Origin of the sequence: Streptococcus sp. sy004 (assembly GCF_007859205.1) — a bacterium.
Taxonomy (GTDB): Bacteria; Bacillota; Bacilli; order Lactobacillales; family Streptococcaceae; genus Streptococcus.
In genome coordinates this window covers 348809-366616 of record NZ_VOHP01000001.1, presented here as the reverse complement: position 1 = coordinate 366616, position 17808 = coordinate 348809, and the positions used below count along the sequence as shown (strand labels likewise).

19 protein-coding genes are annotated in these 17808 nt (G+C 38.4%); 1 reads left to right on the top strand and 18 read right to left on the bottom strand.

Going from position 1 to position 17808, the window contains the following annotated elements; all coding sequences use genetic code 11:
* A complete protein-coding gene (locus tag FRX54_RS01900) occupies positions 1-1287 on the top strand; it encodes a hydroxymethylglutaryl-CoA reductase, degradative (RefSeq protein ID WP_146460420.1) in 1287 nt (428 codons plus the stop codon).
* Between the two features lie 73 nt (positions 1288-1360).
* Here the strand turns inward: FRX54_RS01900 and FRX54_RS01895 are convergent, their stop codons facing one another.
* From FRX54_RS01895 to atpA, 18 genes are all read right to left on the bottom strand, one after another.
* Entirely contained in the window at positions 1361-1819 is a 459-nt protein-coding gene (locus FRX54_RS01895; RefSeq protein WP_146460417.1) for a hypothetical protein, read from the bottom strand.
* An 86-nt stretch (positions 1820-1905) separates the two neighbouring features.
* Entirely contained in the window at positions 1906-2364 is a 459-nt protein-coding gene (locus FRX54_RS01890; RefSeq protein ID WP_146460415.1) for a hypothetical protein, read from the bottom strand.
* A 10-nt stretch (positions 2365-2374) separates the two neighbouring features.
* Positions 2375-2530 (bottom strand): DNA/RNA non-specific endonuclease, encoded by a 156-nt coding sequence (locus FRX54_RS06455; protein WP_186652435.1) that lies wholly within the window; start codon positions 2528-2530, stop codon positions 2375-2377.
* Positions 2531-2612: 82 nt separating this feature from the next.
* Positions 2613-3611 (bottom strand): type 2 isopentenyl-diphosphate Delta-isomerase, encoded by a 999-nt coding sequence (fni, locus tag FRX54_RS01880; protein WP_146460412.1) that lies wholly within the window; start codon positions 3609-3611, stop codon positions 2613-2615.
* On the bottom strand, positions 3608-4609 hold the full coding sequence (locus tag FRX54_RS01875; protein ID WP_146460410.1) for a phosphomevalonate kinase: 1002 nt from the start codon (positions 4607-4609) through the stop codon (positions 3608-3610). Before FRX54_RS01875 ends, fni begins: the two co-directional genes overlap by 4 nt.
* A complete protein-coding gene (mvaD, locus tag FRX54_RS01870) occupies positions 4602-5546 on the bottom strand; it encodes a diphosphomevalonate decarboxylase (RefSeq protein ID WP_146460408.1) in 945 nt (314 codons plus the stop codon). The genes FRX54_RS01875 and mvaD overlap by 8 nt, the downstream gene beginning before the upstream one ends.
* Positions 5528-6403 carry a mevalonate kinase gene (gene mvk, locus FRX54_RS01865; protein ID WP_146460406.1) on the bottom strand — a complete coding sequence of 292 codons (876 nt, stop codon included), beginning with the start codon at positions 6401-6403 and terminating at the stop codon, positions 5528-5530. Before mvk ends, mvaD begins: the two co-directional genes overlap by 19 nt.
* Before the next feature lie 149 nt (positions 6404-6552).
* The gene (gene pheT, locus FRX54_RS01860; protein ID WP_146460404.1) at positions 6553-8961 is read right to left on the bottom strand and encodes a phenylalanine--tRNA ligase subunit beta; all 2409 of its coding nucleotides are present in this window, start codon (positions 8959-8961) and stop codon (positions 6553-6555) included.
* A gap of 23 nt (positions 8962-8984) precedes the next feature.
* Positions 8985-9494: an N-acetyltransferase gene (locus FRX54_RS01855; RefSeq protein ID WP_146460402.1), complete on the bottom strand. Its 510-nt coding sequence runs from the start codon at positions 9492-9494 to the stop codon at positions 8985-8987.
* An 8-nt stretch (positions 9495-9502) separates the two neighbouring features.
* Positions 9503-10543 (bottom strand): phenylalanine--tRNA ligase subunit alpha, encoded by a 1041-nt coding sequence (gene pheS / locus FRX54_RS01850; protein WP_146460400.1) that lies wholly within the window; start codon positions 10541-10543, stop codon positions 9503-9505.
* A gap of 304 nt (positions 10544-10847) precedes the next feature.
* Complete coding sequence (locus FRX54_RS01845) at positions 10848-11723, bottom strand: DNA/RNA non-specific endonuclease (protein ID WP_146460398.1); 876 nt, start codon at positions 11721-11723, stop codon at positions 10848-10850.
* Between the two features lie 5 nt (positions 11724-11728).
* Positions 11729-11914: a DNA-directed RNA polymerase subunit beta gene (locus FRX54_RS01840; RefSeq protein WP_146460396.1), complete on the bottom strand. Its 186-nt coding sequence runs from the start codon at positions 11912-11914 to the stop codon at positions 11729-11731.
* Entirely contained in the window at positions 11907-13187 is a 1281-nt protein-coding gene (gene murA, locus FRX54_RS01835) for a UDP-N-acetylglucosamine 1-carboxyvinyltransferase (RefSeq protein ID WP_146460394.1), read from the bottom strand. The genes FRX54_RS01840 and murA overlap by 8 nt, the downstream gene beginning before the upstream one ends.
* A 26-nt stretch (positions 13188-13213) precedes the next feature.
* Positions 13214-13447, bottom strand: coding sequence for a DUF1146 family protein (locus FRX54_RS01830; RefSeq protein WP_146460392.1), 234 nt, complete (start codon positions 13445-13447; stop codon positions 13214-13216).
* 84 nt (positions 13448-13531) lie between these two features.
* Positions 13532-13951: a F0F1 ATP synthase subunit epsilon gene (locus FRX54_RS01825; protein WP_146460390.1), complete on the bottom strand. Its 420-nt coding sequence runs from the start codon at positions 13949-13951 to the stop codon at positions 13532-13534.
* Between the two features lie 12 nt (positions 13952-13963).
* Complete coding sequence (gene atpD / locus FRX54_RS01820; RefSeq protein WP_146460388.1) at positions 13964-15370, bottom strand: F0F1 ATP synthase subunit beta; 1407 nt, start codon at positions 15368-15370, stop codon at positions 13964-13966.
* Between the two features lie 25 nt (positions 15371-15395).
* A complete protein-coding gene (locus FRX54_RS01815; protein ID WP_146460386.1) occupies positions 15396-16277 on the bottom strand; it encodes a F0F1 ATP synthase subunit gamma in 882 nt (293 codons plus the stop codon).
* Positions 16278-16288: 11 nt separating this feature from the next.
* Positions 16289-17794 (bottom strand): F0F1 ATP synthase subunit alpha, encoded by a 1506-nt coding sequence (gene atpA / locus FRX54_RS01810; protein WP_146460383.1) that lies wholly within the window; start codon positions 17792-17794, stop codon positions 16289-16291.
* Positions 17795-17808 lie beyond the last annotated feature (14 nt).

Genomic DNA, 17808 nt, shown 5'->3' with positions numbered 1-17808 from the left:
ATGAACTGGACTGGATTTGCTAAAAAAACACCCCAAGAACGACAAGAACTGATGAAGCAGTTGCCTCATCTTTCTGACCAAAGTCGTGATATTTTAACCACTAATCAACAACTGCCACTTACTGTGGCCAATCAGATGACAGAACACGTTTTTGGTCAATTTAGCCTACCATTTAGTTTGGTGCCAGATGTTATGGTAGATGGCCACGTTTATCGAGTTCCTTTTGTTACAGAAGAACCTTCAGTGGTTGCAGCCGCTAGCTTTGCTAGTAAAATCATTAAGCGTTCGGGGGGCTTTGAAACGATCTTGCACAACCGCCAAATGATTGGACAGGTGATTTTGTATGATATTCCTGATTTAGCTATTGCCAGTCAGACAATTTTAGCCAATAAATCTGACTTATTAGAGCTTGCTAATCAAGCCTATCCTTCTATTGTCAAACGTGGTGGTGGAGCGTGTGATTTATCTGTTGAAACCTATCAAGTTGAACAATCCTTTTTAGCCGTATTTGTCACCGTCGATACCCAAGAAGCTATGGGGGCTAATATGGTCAATACGATGATGGAAGCTCTAAAACAGCCACTAGCAGACCTTAGTCAAGGTCAGTCTTTAATGGCAATTTTGTCCAATTATGCGACAGAATCCTTAGTCACGACAAAGTGTGCTGTTGACCTACGTTTTTTGAATCGTAATAAGGAAAAAGCTAAAGAAATTGCCCAAAAAATCGTTTTAGCGAGTCAGTTTGCTAAGCTCGACCCCTATCGAGCAGCCACTCATAATAAAGGGATTTTTAATGGAATTGATGCTCTGATTATGGCTTTAGGAAATGATTGGCGAGTGATTGAGGCGGCAGGACATGCTTATGCCAGTCATACGGGAACTTATCAGGGCTTGAGCACTTGGATCTATGAGCCTGAGCTAGAGCAACTCGTGGGAGAAATGACCCTACCTATGCCGACGGCTAGTAAGGGGGGCTCGATTGGCTTAAATCCTAGTGTTCAGTTGGCACATGATATACTTGGGCAAGTTGACGCCAAATCATTGGCTAGACTTGTCGTGTCTATTGGTCTAGCTCAAAACTTTGCTGCCTTGAAGGCTTTGGTTGATACGGGTATTCAAGATGGTCACATGAAATTACACGCTAAATCATTAGCCCTATTGGCAGGAGCTGATGACAAGGAAGTGACGCCGCTTGTCAAACAATTATTAGTTGAAAAACACATGAATCTTGATACGGCTACTGTTCTTTTAGAAAAACTGCGACAACATTCTAGTGAAAGAATTTAGTAAGAGTAATTCAAAAATAGTGAATAGAAAAAGTCTTATTTTTTAATAAGACTTTTTGTGTGATTATACAAAATTACAATCTCTGTGATTTGGCTTGCTCAAACCACTTCTCTATTTCTTCATATGGTGTTATTTGAACATGCAATGGAGCTTTTTCATAACGAGCTTCATAGCTATAAGTTGTTTGCCATTGATTTGATGTATGGTTATAGATAATCCATAACTCTGTTGGATAGGATTGCTCATAGCTCAAACATAATTGTTGTAAATCTTCTCCATACTCAAGACCTTTTGTAAGCATATCAAAGACGGTATCAGAAGAATTATCTATTTGCTTATCTGTATCAAAAAAATGATTTAACTCATGCCTGTCAATATAAGTGTCTTTAATTCGATAAAAAAGATCGAAACTTTGTACATATTTTTCTGTTACACAATAAATATAAACACCATCTACTTGATGATTCGCATAATTTAATGCTAAATCAATCATCTGTTTTTCAATGGATTTGAGTTTTGTTTCTAAAGTCATTGTTTGCTCCTAAGCTATCTCAAAGAAATGATATTTACTAAACTCTCTTGGAATACTATCACAAGAGAGTTTAGATTGATTAGCTTTTACAATCCTTGTGATTTGACTTGATCAAACCATTTGTAAAATTCTTCGTATGGTGTTATTTGGACATGCAATGGAGCTTTTTCATAACGAGCTTCATAGCTATAGGTTGTTTGCCATTGATTTGATGTATGGTCATAGATTACCCATAATTCAGTTAGATAGGGGCTATCGCTTGATTGATGTAAATCAATGATTTTAAAAATTAAATCTAAACCATCTTCTAAAAATTCAAATTGATAATCACTTGATTTATCTATTTGATAGTCTGAACTTAAAAAATCATTTAAAAAATGTCGTTCTACGTAATTATTTTGAATACGGTAAAAAGCATCAAAACTTTGTACCGTTCGTTCTAAAACAGCATAAATATAAATACCATCCACTTGGTGATTTGCAAAATCTAATGCTAAATCAATCATCTGTTTTTCAATGGATTTGAGTTCTGTTTGTAAAGTCATATACTTTCTCCTAGGGTTTTGAGATATTGGGAATATTTTCTAAAAATTCTTGACTATCAATTTTATATCTGATTTTAAACTCTTTAGGTCGTTTAGAGGCACCATCATATCTAAGTTTGATAGAAACTTCTACTTGCTTGCCTGCCTTAAGGGCATTACTCCAGATTCTTTCTAAATATTGTCTAGTATAAAAAAATTTAGTTCTTTCTATTCAAGTAGAACTAAATCTTAGGTTAATCAGTTTTATGCTAATTGGGATTGGCTGAGGCTAACTTACCGTAAAGTAAATAATTAACGGTTTTTAAGTCTTCAATCGTGCGACAATTTAAGGCACACATGATGCGTTTTAGGTCATCTTGCCATTGTTGGATAATCTCAATCACTTCTGCTACGTCTTTTGTTTCAACAAGTTCTAGGATAGGTCGAGATAGCCCGACTCCTTTAGCTCCTAAAACCAAGGCCTTAATCATATCAAGGGGATGACGAATCCCTCCACTAGCCAATAGCTCCACCTTATCAGACAAGTCATGAGCGTTTAGTAAGGCTTGAACGGTTGATTGTCCCCACTGGTCTAGGTAATGACGCCTTTGACTGCGTTGGTTTTCAATATAGGCAAAACTAGTTCCCCCACGCCCTGAAATATCAACGGTTTTAATGCCTAAATCATAAGCCTGTTGGATTGTTTTAACATCCATGCCAAAACCGACTTCTTTTAAGACTATTGGTACAGGGATATTTTTTACATATTCTGCCAAATGGTTTTTCCAGTGTGAAAATTGTCGCTCGCCTTCAGGCATTAACAATTCTTGCATGACATTGACATGAACTTGCAAAAATATAGGTTGCAAGGCCTCTAGGGCTTGTAAACCGGCTTGATACGGTTTATCTAAGCCGATATTAGTCGCTAAGAGTAAATCAGAATTCTCCTTTTTCAATTTAAAAGAAGCATCAGAAGGATTGTTTAAGGCAGCACTGTAAGAGCCTGTCACCAATAGAATCCCACAAGTTTCAGCAATTTGAGCCAATTTTTCATTGATAATTCTTGCTTTTTCGCTACCACCAGTCATGGCATTGATATAAAATGGATAAGCAAAATCATGGCCTGCAAAATGGGTAGATAAATCAATCTCTGCCAAATCATAATCTGGTAAGGAACAATGAATGAGCTCCACATCATCAAAACTATTATAAGGTGACTGATACGCGAGTGCGTGACGAATATGGTCATCTTTACGATTATTGGTCATGCTAACACCTCCTGCCATAATAACTCAATTCCAGCTTGCTGCCACTTTTCAATTAAGCAGCAACTACTTTTTGTATCAAACGTTAGGGCCACGCCACAATCACCCCCACCAGCTCCACTACTTTTAGCAACTGCCGTGAAATTTTTTGTTGCCCCAACCAGTTCTTGTAAAGTCTTTGAATAAATAGCAGGGTGAAGTTTTTCCAATAGTTGCCCAGCTCTTTTTAGCCCAACACTAACCAGTTCTTGATCAGCCTTTTTTAAGCCTTGCTCAATCTGTTCAACCACAATTTGAGTTTGTTCAAGAAAATCTGAACTAATTGATGCTTGAACTAACTCAATCATGTCTTTGGAAATCGCAGGTGTTCCTGTCCAACCAACTAAAAATTCACAAGGAAGTGTCACCTTAATTGGTCTAATCTGATACCCCCAATCTGCCGTCAAAACTGTTAATAATTCGTTTTCAGCAATCAATTTTCTGATTTTCTGACGATTAAAACTAGTAAAAGCAATGAAATCTTCATAGGCAATGCAAGCCAAATCGCCCATAGACCCATTATCTCCACGTTTTAGAAGCACATAGCTGGCCAAACGAAAAAGTAAATCTGCTGAAAGATGGATTTTGTAAAATTCCGCCATAGCTTTGATGGTTAGGATAATCACACTACCGCTAGATCCAATACCAATTTTTTTACCATTTTTTTCAAATTTACCTGAAATTCGAAGACGAAAAGGAGAAAGCGTGTGCCCTAATTTTACCAGGTAATCATTGACAATCGACACGGTTTCTTGTATCAAGGCATACTGTTTATCTGGATATAGATCGACACTATAATCAAACAGATCAGATGACAACTGATAATCTGGATTGGCTTGTATGGTTGCCTCCATCAAAATAGGAATATATTTAATCAAGGCAGTTTGACCAGGTGTTAAAACGGCATACTCACCTGCCAAGTATAACTTACCTCCTGTAGTCACATGATAGGTTTTAGTCATTAGGCAAATCCTTTGTTTTAGACACAATAATACGATAGTGTTTTTCAAAGAGTGGCACTAACTGATCAAGGTCTTTTTCTAGACAAAGAACCTTAACATTAGGTCCAGCGTCCATTGTAAAATAACACTCGTACCCTTTTTGGCGTAAGCTTTTAACAAACTCCATGGCCTGATAAGATTGCTCTGTTAGGTAAGAAAAGGCTGGATGGGCAGTTGTAGTCGTTGCGTGCATCGCCAAAGCATTTTTTTCTGTTAATTGACCAACTTTTGTAAACTCATTGGTTGCCAAAAATTCTAACATCATCTTATAGTCAGTAGTTGATTGCTCAATCCAGTCAGAAAAGTTTGTTGAAGTATCCATACAGCGTTTCATACCGTCACGACTAGAGACTGGTTTTTTCTGATCATTTAACACCAACATAATCATGGCTAATTTCAAATCTGTCTTAACTGGATAAATAGCACCTGTTTCCTTATCCCAAGCTGCCAAAGGACCAAAAAAACTACGAGCAGATGAACCAGAAGCAAACTTGGCTTCTTGGGCCAATTCGGCTCGACTTAAATCAGTTTTAAAAAAATCATTACAAGCCATAACCAAGGCTGATAACCCACTGGAACTTGATGACAATCCTGCTGCAGTAGGCATGTTATTACTAGTATCAACACGAACAAAAACAGGTTGATCTTGACGAAAACGGTCAATAATTTGACTGATTTTTTGATGTTCAAGATCATTTTGCAAAATACCATCAATATAAAATTGATCCGCTGAAGCATTGGAATCCAAGGCAGTCAAGCGTGTTTGAGTGTACATGTTTTCAAGTGTTAAAGAAATGCTGCTGGTCGCAGGCACCATATTTTTAGCATCTTCCTTCCCCCAATATTTGATAATGGCAATATTGGCATAAGACTTGACACTTACAGATTTCGAATCCATGTCTGACAAGCTCCTTCTTTTTTGAGATATTGGCTCAATTTTTGAGCGTTTGTTTTATTTTTTATAAGGGCAATGACACAACCACCTAAGCCACCACCACTCATTTTGGCTCCTAAGCTCCCATAGGCTAGAGCTTTTTCAACCAGATGATCCGCAACCTCGCAAGACACACCTAATTGGGCTAGTTGTTTATGAGCTTTTGTCATACTATGACCAAGTCTCTCTAACTCCTTAGCTTTAATGGCTTTTTCAGCAGTTAAGGTTAAATCACCTAATTGCTCTAAGTAAGGACTAGCTTTTTTCCCTAAATCTGCGATTTTTTGTACTGCTTCACTGGTATGACCATGAATACCCGTATCAGCAATAACTAAATAGGCTTCTAAATCGATTGATAGTGGTTCAAAACCTTGGTTTTTAATAAACTTAATAGCTTGATGACTCATACAAGTTTTAACATCTAAGCCACTAGGATTGCTATGAGCTATTTTTTCTGCTTGATTAGCTAGATTGGTCAAAACATGGTCTGGTAACTCCTCTTGAAAGTAATCAAAAACAGCTCGTATTCCTGCTAAACTAACAGCCGCCGAAGACCCCATACCTCTTTTTTCTGGGACTTGTGACACCAATTCATAACGTAATTGACACTCTGTTTTTCCTAAATAATCCTTGGCTAAGGCGATAGCTCGTGCCAAACTATTTTCTGCTTGAGGAACACTTTGATAAGCTGGTTTGATTTGACAAGTGACGTTAATATCGGTTAGGGGAAGAGCAATAGCTGGATAGCCATAAACAACAGCATGTTCTCCCATTAAAATAATCTTACTGTGGGATTTTCCCACTCCTAGACGTTCTTTCATTGTTACATTCTCTTTATATATGATCTTATCTATTTTAATATAAAAGCTCGAAAAATGCGACTACTAACTATAAAATAGAAATATTCCTTGTTCTTATTATTGTATCACAAAAAACCGAGCGGTTAAGCTCGGTTTAGCAGTTATTTTAACTAGCGGATTTCAGCATCTAGTTCTTCTTTGAGTGATTTAACAATCTTATTCATATAATTGAATACTTCTTCATCTGTCAGACTTGCTTCTGGATTTTGGAAAGTTAAGTTATAGGCCATTGATTTTTTATCCAAATCAATATTTTGTCCTGTGTAAACATCAAAGAGTTTAACCGCTGTAAGACGTTTGACTCCGGCTTTTTCAATGGCTTTGATAATGTCACCATGAGTTATTTCACATTTGACTAAGAGTGCCACATCGCGAGAAATAGCTGGATACTTAGTAATTTCGGTAAAGGTCTTATTGTTAGGTAACAATTGTTCTAACAGGCTAACATTTACTTCAGCCACATAAGTTTCTGAAATATTGTAGGCCTTAGCAGTCTGTGGATGTACTTGACCTAGGAAACCAACTAATTGATCTTGACAATAAATCAAGGCAGTACGACCTGGATGTAGCTCTGCTAACTCTTGACTAGCTACAAAATCAAATGTTAAATTTAATTTCTCAGCCAAGGCTTCAATCATTCCTTTCGCATAGAAGAAATCAACAGGAACTGCTTGTGTTTGGAAATCTTTATCTTGAACTAGACCAGTTAAAGCCAGGGCAAAATGCTCCAACTCAGTTGGTAACTCCTCTTTTACATGACCTGTTTGTTCAAAAACACGACCAAGTTCATAAAGTGACAGATTGGTATTTTTACGAGCGACATTGTAGGCTAGTGTTTCTAACATACCAGCAATCATATTTTGACGAAGAGCGGAACGTTCAGTAGTCATCGGCCACATTAATTCAGTTAATTGGCTAGGTTGTGGGGTGAAACTAATCGCTTTTTCAGGTGTCGTTAAAGAATAAGTAATGATTTCAGATAAACCTAAACCCTCTGCCACCGTTTGTACTTGACGACGCAGTTTTTGCATTTGAGTTAATTCTCCAATTGTGCCATCTGTTTCTGGTAATTTAGTTGGCAACTTATCATAGCCATAGATACGAGCAATTTCTTCAACCAAATCAGCTGGAATACTAATATCCCAACGACGTTTTGGCACGGAAACTGTAAACTCTTTTTCATTATTAGCTGTAAAATCAAAGTCTAGCTGACTAAAAATAGCCACAATATCTTTCATTTTGAGTTTTGTACCTAGACGCGTGTTGACATAGTCTAAATCAGTTGAAACATCAACTGGTTCTAAATCGAGTTGACCTGCTTCGACTCGACCAGCTAATACTTGTCCTTGACTTAGTTCTGCTAACAAACTAGCGGCAAAGTCCAATGCTTCATAAACATCAGCCTGATTGACACCTTTTTCAAAACGAGTTGAACTCTCTGAGCGTAAGCCCAGACGACTGCTTGTCTTACGAATAGATTGTTTTTCAAAAATTGCGACTTCTAGTACCACTCTTTGAGAGTTATCGTCAATTTCAGTATTAGCTCCTCCCATAACACCAGCTAGGGCAACTGGTTTGTCTGCAACAGTGATGACAATATCTTCACTAACTAATTCACGTTCTTCCCCGTCAAGTGTAACTATTTTTTCACCTGCTTTGGCTTGACGTGGTACAATCGTTTGGCCTTCAAATTTATCAAAATCAAAGGCGTGCATAGGTTGACCAAAATAAAGCAAGCAATAGTTAGTCACATCGACAACATTGTTGATTGGACGAATGCCTTGGTTCATCAAGAGATTTTGCAACCATTGTGGGCTTGGTTGGATCTTGACATTTTCAATAACTCGTGCTGAATAAAATGGCACTTTATCAGTTTCAAGAGTGATTGCTAACACTTGATTAGCTGCCTTTTCACTTTCGACAATTTCTCTTTTTGGAAATTTAACAGTCTTGCCATAAATAGCTGCAACTTCATGAGCAACTCCTCGCATAGAAAGAGCATCTGCACGGTTAGGCGTGATTGATAATTCGATAATTTCATCATGCAAATCAAGATAGGCAAGGGCATCATCTCCAACCTTGGCTTCAAGTGGCAAATGATAAATACCATCAGCATAAGATTTCGGAACGACAGAATCAGAAACGCCTAACTCACTCAATGAACAAATCATCCCTAATGATTCAAAACCGCGAATTTTTCCTTTTTTGATCTTGTAATTATCTTTAATTCGAGCACCAGAAAGGGCGACGATGACCTTAATTCCTGCTTCAACATTAGGAGCACCACAGATAATTTGACGTGGCTCATCATCTCCTGTGTCCACTTGGCAAAGATGAAGATGAGTATCAGGAATGTCTTCACAAGTAACAACTTGACCGACCACGATTTTTGATAGGCCAGCCCCTGCTTGACTAACTCCCTCAACTTCAATTCCTGTTGTTGACATTTTATCTGCTAAGTCTTGACTTGATACGTCAATATCAACCAAGTTTTTTAACCATTTATAATTTACTAGCATTTTTTTCCTTTCTTTTAATACAGTTATTTGAGAGGTCGGCGTAACAACCAATCAATATCAACGGTTTCTCCTGTGATAAACTCATGTTGGCTAAATTTTTCAAAACCATACTTGGTATAAAAGGCTTGCGCTTTATAATTATGCTCCCAAACCCCTAGCCATACCCAGTCGCAGCCAGACGCTTTAGCCAAGTCTAAAACAAATTCAAATAATTTTTTACCCAAACCTAGCCCTTGATAGCCTTTTTTCACATATAAACGTTGAATTTCAAAGGCATTGTCTAACTCTTGTTCCGTTTGGGCAGAACCTTGATTGACTTTGACAAAACCAACAGGTTGATGATCGACAAGTATAAAGTAATATTGAGATTCTGGGTTTCTTAATTCTAATGATAGGGTGTCTAAAGATAAGTCTGTTGCAAAGTAAGTTTGTAAATCTTCGTCTTTGATTGACTCTCCAAAAGTATCAGCAAAGGTTTCCATTGCCAATTCTCTTAATATTGACACATCTTTTTCTAAAATGTTAACAATCATCTCAACTCCTAAAATTGTTCAGAAAAACGGCTATCTCCTTGATAAAAACCACGAATATCATTGATACCATAACGTAGCATAGCAATACGTTCTTGCCCCATTCCAAAAGCAAAACCAGAATATTTGTTACTATCAAGACCACTCATTTCTAGAACGCTTGGATGAGTCATACCAGCACCTAAAATTTCAATCCATCCTGTTTTTTTACAAACTGAACAGCCTTTGCCTTCGCATTTAAAACAAGAAACATCCACTTCAACAGACGGTTCTGTAAATGGGAAGTAAGACGGACGCAGACGAATTTCACGATCTTTACCAAACATTTTTTGACTAATCATCAATAAAGTACCTTTGAGGTCTGCCATTGAAATCTTTTCTCCCACAACAAGCCCTTCAATTTGATGGAACTGGTGGCTATGTGTGGCATCATCGGTATCACGACGGAAAACTCGCCCTGGCGAAATCATTTTCAACGGTCCTTTGCTAAAATCATGCTGATCCATGGCACGAGCTTCAACAGGACTGGTATGTGTACGAAGTAAGATTTCTTCTGTAATATAGAAACTATCTTGCATGTCACGAGCTGGATGATTTTTTGGCAAATTCATTCGCTCAAAGTTGTAGTAATCTTTCTCAACTTCAAAACCATCGATAATTTGATAGCCCATACCAAGAAAAATATCTTCGATTTCTTGACAGGTCTGCGTTAAAACATGACGGTGTCCTAGATTTTGTTTGCGACCTGGCAAGGTCACATCAAGGCTTTCTTGCTCTAATTGGGCTTGAATCGCCATTTCTTCAACTAATTTAACACGTTCATCAAAGGCTGTCGTCAAAAGGTCACGCACTTCATTGACTTGTTTACCAACAGCAGGACGCAACTCATTTGGCAAATCTTTTAAGCCCTTTAGTAACTCGGTTAAACTACCTTTTTTGCCCAAAACCTGTACGCGTAAGTCTTGCAAATCACGGACATGTTTATGAGTCATACCAGCTAATTTTTCCTGCGTGCTACGTTTTAACTCTTCTAGTTGTGCTTGTAAATCCATATTTCCTCCAAATATTTAGTGGCTTAAACAAGAAAAACGTGCCAAAACTCCTAAGCGGAGCGTTGACACGCGGTACCATCCGTTTTTATCTAGCATAAAGCCAGACCTTACTTGTTTGATCTTTGATGTGAGTGAATTGGCTAAATTTTCCTTGAGTAAGCTTTCAGTCACGGCTTACACTCCCTAACAAGTTCCCTTTAGTTACTAATCTCACAGACCACTATTAAATTCCTTTTTATTCTATCAAAAAATAGCCAAGCTGACAAGTCAAAAAATCCATTAAAATGCCTAAATATACCCTAAGTTATGAGTTAACACTCACTTGTCCTGTTCGATAGTTAAAGGTCAGACCACTTTGAACATTAGGAATAAAAACATTAAATTCTAAGCTGCCATCTGAAGATTTAGCCTCCAAATGACTACCTGAAGCTAAAATGTTGTTGCCATCATAGATAAGAGTTACGCGATAACGAACTCGCTTATTGTTGTCCAAGGCACGACGAATAAGGGTTTCATAATAATTTTGTCCAGTTGAATCGGCTGTATCAGCTTGATTAGCCCAGGCAGCTTGAGTGGCAATATTTTCAGGATTACTAGCCGAAGCATCAAACCCCTTCAAACCACCAGTAATGGCATAGCCTAATAGATGACCACGATCGACCGCATGACTGTATTCACCAGCTAAATCATATAATTGGTTCCAACCTGCTGGTTTCCAAGAAGTTGACCCATTGCCTGTTTCTTCACGATTTTTATACTGACGCGTAGCTCTTGATAAGAGAGCATTGGCGACAGTTGGAACGGTTTTTCCTTGGACTTTTTTGGTTTGGTTAGTCGCATAGGGTAAACTAGCGACATCTGCTTCTAAAGAGGTTTTATTATCGTTAATGATAAATGCCCCAGCACCATTGAACTTAATTTTTGTTCCTAGCTGCTTTTTAACGGCTGGAGTTAGAACAGATCGAGCTAGACTTTCTGTCGGAGTACTCTCACTAGCTTTTGACCCATTATTTGTAAGGGATTGATTATTGGTTTGTCCTGTTACTTGGCTGATAATGGCTTGAACAGGATTACTAGCACTGTCCGTATTAACACCTAAATAGCCTAATCCCAAACTAGCTAAAACAGCAATAAGCGATAAGGTTGATTTGGCTTTTTTTCCAGATTTCATTTGAACCATTTAATTTATCTCCCTGCAAATTTATCAAAAATCGCTTGCCATTTATCTGGTGATAGAATAGCTAAAGGATTGCGACCTGTTCCTAAGACAGCATAGCCAATCATTAGGCCAATAGCAAAGCATAAAAGACTTAATAAAAACACGAGACCAAGAAGTCGAAACTGTTTTTTGACATACTTTCTTCTAGACATGTTCTACCTCACTAACACGTTCAATTTTAGCTCCCAGAGCCTTTAACTTTTCATGGAATTGGTAGTAACCACGATCTAAATGATTTAACTTAGTGACTTTTGTTTGCCCTTTAGCCACCATCCCTGTCAGAATCAAGGCTGCACTAGCACGCAAATCCGTTGACATTACTGGTGCTCCCTGTAAATCTTGTCCACCATGAATAATGGCTGTGTCACGCAGAATTTCTGAATGTAGTCCCATACGACGCATTTCTTCTAAATGCTGGAATCGATTTTCAAAAACTGTTTCAATCATGGTTGACTCTCCATTAACCACAGCCATTAAGGCTGTAAACTGAGCCTGCATGTCAGTTGGAAAACCAGGATGTGGTAAGGTCTTAACGGTTACAGGTTTTAATTTAGTTAAATCAGACTTGATTCGAATTCCATCTGCTTCTTCGGTGGCCTCAACTCCCATTTCTGTAAGTTTGGCGAGCAATGGACGATTATGTTCCCAAATCGCATCCTTAACTAAAACATCACCAGAAGTCATCGCCGCTGCAACCATAAATGTTCCAGCCTCAATGCGATCTTGTACCACATCATGTTCAGCACCATGAAGTCGTTCTACGCCTGTGATGATTAAGGTTTCTGTACCAGCTCCTTTGACATCTGCCCCCATTTTATTGAGCAAAACAGCCAAGTCAACAATTTCAGGTTCACGAGCAGCATTTTCAATCACAGTCACACCATCAGCCAAGGTAGCTGCCATCATTAAATTTTGTGTGGCTCCAACACTTGGAAAGTCCATATAAATATTGGCACCTTTTAGCTTTTCTGCTGTGGCAGTAATATCTCCACCCACTTGAGAAATCTTAGCCCCCATCAATTCCAAACCTTTAAGGTGCAAGTCAATGGGACGACTACCAATACTGCAACCGCCTGGCATCGATACTTTGGCATGTCCTTGACGAGCTAAAATCGGACCTAAAACGACAATAGAAGCTCTCATTTGACTAACATATTCATAGGGAGCTTCATCAAGAATTTCTCCAGTAGCATCTACTAAAATTTCTTTTTTTTCTTGATTAAATTCAAGGGCAATATTTAACCCTTTAACCACATTGTTCATGGTAAAAACATCTGATAAAATAGGGACATTTCGTAATAATGTTTTACCTTCTTGTGGTAAAATTGTAGCAGCTAGCAAGGGTAAAACAGCATTTTTTGCCCCTTCAATCGTCACTTGGCCTTTGAGACGAGTTGAGCCACCTTCAATAATAATCGTATCCATGATTTCTCCATTCTTTTTTCTTAAAGTTAATTGCGCCACATGATTAAGCGACTAAAACTAAGAACATCTAAAACAAAATTGCTGACTAAATAGCCTAAAGCAATACTTAAAAGCAAAATAAAGAGCCTTAATCTCCAGCCATTATCTTGATTAACCTTGATGATACGCGACCAATCAAATAATTGGTAAAATAATTGATGAAAAAGGCTAATAAAAATAAAATGACTAAAAAGATTGATGGTATTTTCTATTAGTTCCATGTTTTTATTATAGCAGTTTTAGAGAACTTCTCAAAATTTTTGACATTAAAAAGAGTAGGCAACACTTTGCCTACTCTTTTCTTTTTAACGATGATTACCAACACGAATACGGTTAATCGCACGTTGAAGAGCAACCTTAGCTCTTTCCATCTCATCCACTCGATGAGTTTTTTCAGCTTCTGCCAATTCTTTTTCGGCTCTAACTTTGGCACGTTTTGCCCGACTTAAGTCAATGTCGCAATCACGCTCTGCCGAATCAGCAATAATGGTTACCACGTTATCTTTTACTTCAATAACGCCCTTATTCACGGCTACCCAATCGACATGACTATCATGATCAGTTCGACGGATTTTCATCTCATGCACTTCTAACGGTGCAATTAAATTAACATGATTAGGTAAAATTCCCATTTCACCATCTGGTGTTCTAATGGAAATAAAGCTTGCTTTATGGTTGTAACGAATACCGTCTGGTGTGACAATTTGTACTGTCATTTCTGCCATAAGCCTACCTCACTAAAAGCCCATTTTATTGGCTTTTTCAATCACATCTTCAATACGTCCAACATTACGGAAAGCATCTTCTGGAAGGGCGTCATGCTTGCCTTCTAAAATTTCCTTGAAGCCACGAACTGTTTCTGCAACAGGCACATAAGACCCTGGTTGACCAGTAAACTGTTCAGCAACATTAAAGTTTTGTGACAGGAAGAATTGAATACGACGTGCACGTCCGACCAAGACTTTTTCATCATCAGATAATTCATCCATTCCCAAGATAGCGATAATATCTTGTAATTCACGATAACGCTGTAACACACGTTGCACTTCTGTTGCCACTTGATAATGTTCTTCCCCAACAATTTCAGGTGATAATGCACGCGAACTTGATGCCAACGGATCTACTGCTGGATAAATTCCCATCTGTGTTAAACGACGTTCCAAGTTGGTTGTTGAATCAAGATGGGCAAAGGCTGTTGCTGGTGCAGGATCGGTATAGTCATCTGCTGGAACGTAGATGGCTTGGATTGAGGTAACAGATCCTTTTTTAGTTGATGTAATCCGTTCTTGTAGTTGGCCCATCTCAGTCGCTAAGGTTGGCTGATAACCCACTGCAGAAGGCATACGACCCAATAGAGCTGATACTTCTGAACCTGCCTGAGTAAATCGGAAGATGTTATCAATAAATAGTAAGACATCTTGGCCTTCAACATCACGGAAATATTCAGCAATAGTCAAACCAGTTAAGGCAACGCGCATACGAGCACCAGGTGGTTCATTCATTTGACCAAAAACCATGGCTGTTTTTTCAATAACACCAGATTCTTTCATTTCCCAGTAAAGATCGTTTCCTTCACGAGTACGTTCACCAACACCAGTAAAGACTGAAATACCTCCATGTTCTTGAGCAATGTTATGAATTAACTCTTGAATCAAGACGGTCTTACCTACACCGGCTCCACCAAATAGTCCAACTTTTCCACCTTTTAGATAAGGCGCTAAAAGGTCGATAACCTTAATTCCTGTTTCTAAGATTTCTGATGAAGCTGATAGCTCATCAAAGGTTGGAGCTTTTTTATGAATTGCATGGCGCTCAACATCTTCATCAAATGGTTCTTCAAGGTCAATTGTATCTCCCAAAACATTGAAAACGCGTCCCAAGGTTTTAGGACCAACTGGTACACTAATAGCACGGCCAGTATCTAATACTTCCAAACCACGTGTTAATCCATCAGTTGATTCCATGGCAATGGTTCTAACAAGGCCTTCACCTAATTCAAGAGCCACTTCTAAAACAACCTTCTGTGTTTTATCCTTATCTTTATAGACAATTAAGGCATTGTTAATCTCGGGCAATTGATCCCCTGTTTCAAATAAAACATCAACAACAGGACCGACTACCTGAGCAATTTTACCTGAACTCATGTCTTTCTCCTTCTAACTAATACTTCTACTCCAAGGCATTGGCACCTGCTACAATTTCAGTAATTTCTTGAGTGATAGTAGCTTGCCTTGCACGATTATACTGAATGGTTAAATCATTGATAATTTGATGGGCATTATCCGTTGCTGTTTGCATGGCAGTCATACCTGCTGCATGCTCTGCCGTTTTAGCATCAATAATCGCACCATAGATTAAACTTTCTGTATATTGTGGGAGTAATTGTTTTAAAATTGCTTCTCTGCTTGGTTCTAATTCAAAGACAGCTTCTTTATTCTCTCTTGCTTCCTCTGCAATTAAATCAACGATGGGTAACATTTGTTGAACCCTGACTTGACTCGTCAAGCTATTGACATGATGATTATAGCAAACATAGAGTTTATCAAAAATTTCTTCTTGATACATCTCAACAGATTGAGAGATAATTTTTCTGACTTCTTCAAAGCTTGGCTGATCTTCTAAACCACGTAGTTCAAAACTAACATTCATTCCTCTAGCTTTAAAAAAGTCTGAACCAACACTACCAATAGAAATAATGGTATATTCATTAGGATTATTATCATGATAATCTGCAATCATTTCCATAACGGCTTTAAGAATTTTTGAATTATAGCCGCCAACCAATCCCTTGTCAGAAGTAATGACTAAATAAGCCGTCTTCTTAACAGGTCTAGCGACCAACATCGCATTATCAGAACCAAAAATTAACTCGCTTTTTAGCAAATCTGTCGTGATTTGGCGAACTCGACTGGCATAGAGCTGAAAATCTTTAGTCGCCTGCTCTGATTTCACCAATTTAGCAGATGACACCATACGCATAGCACTCGTAATTTTACTGGTTTTTTCAGTAGAAACAATTTTTCCTTTAATTTCGCTAAGAGATCCTGCCATCTGTTACCCCCTTAGTTAAAGTTTGATTGATTCTTAAATTCTTGAATGGCAGCATCCAGCTTGGTTTCTTCAGGCAAATCTTTAGTCTCACGAATTGTCGCTAAAAGATGCTCATAATGAGTATCAAAATAGTCATACAATGCCACTTCAAAAGCTAGAATATCCTGAACAGGAACACTATCTAAGAAACCATGCGTCAAAGCATACAAAATCAAAACTTGTTTCTCAACTGGAAGCGGCTTATGAAGTGGCTGTTTCAAGACTTCAACTGTGCGACGTCCACGATTCAATTTGGCTTGAGTTGCTGAATCTAAGTCTGAACCAAATTGAGTAAAGGCTTCTAATTCACGATAAGATGCCAGGTCCAAACGTAATGTTCCAGCTACTTTTTTCATGGCCTTAATCTGTGCTGAACCACCGACACGAGATACAGAAGATCCGGCATCAATAGCTGGACGAATCCCAGAATTAAAGAGATTTTCTTGCAAGAAAATTTGACCATCTGTAATCGAAATCACGTTAGTTGCAATATAAGCTGAGATATCTCCTGCTTGTGTTTCAATAAATGGCAAGGCAGTAATTGAACCACCACCCAAGGCATCAGATACCTTAGCTGAACGCTCTAACAAGCGACTATGCAAGTAAAAGACATCTCCAGGGTAGGCCTCACGTCCTGGTGGACGACGAAGTAATAATGAGAGTTCACGATAAGCTACCGCTTGTTTTGACAAATCATCATAAACAATTAGAACATGTTGGCCATTATACATAAATTCTTCAGCCATGGCAACCCCAGCATAAGGTGCGATGTAGAGCAATGGCGAAGGCTGTGACGCTGAAGCAGTCACAACAATTGTATAATCCATCGCACCGTACTGACGTAGGGTTTCAACTTGTGAACGAACTGTTGATTCTTTTTGACCGATGGCAACATAAATACAAATAATATCTTGCCCTTTTTGATTGATAATGGTATCAATCGCCACAGAAGTCTTACCAGTCTGACGGTCTCCGATAATCAATTCACGTTGCCCACGACCTATTGGTACCAAAGCATCAATCGCTTTAATCCCTGTTTGTAAAGGCTCTGAAACTGACTTACGTTGCATTACTCCAGGAGCCGGGGTTTCAACAGGACGAGTCGCTTGAGTTTGAATAGCTCCCAAACCATCCACTGCTTGCCCTAAAGGATTCACAACACGACCAATTAGTTCTGGGCCAACTGGTACCTCCATGATTTTGCCTGTCCGTTTAACCATATCGCCTTCACGAATGGCAGAAAAATCTCCAAGTATAATAATACCAACATCCGTTGATTCCAAATTTTGTGCCATACCATAGGTGCCATTAGCAAATTCTAATAGCTCGCCACTCATGGCATTATCTAAACCACGAGCACGGGCAATGCCATCACCCACATAAGTAATGACACCTGTTTCTGTGACATCAAAATTTGGCTTAAAATTCTCTATTTGTTGCTTAATTAAAGCACTAAGTTCTTGTGTGTTAATTGCCAAAAGTCACACCACTT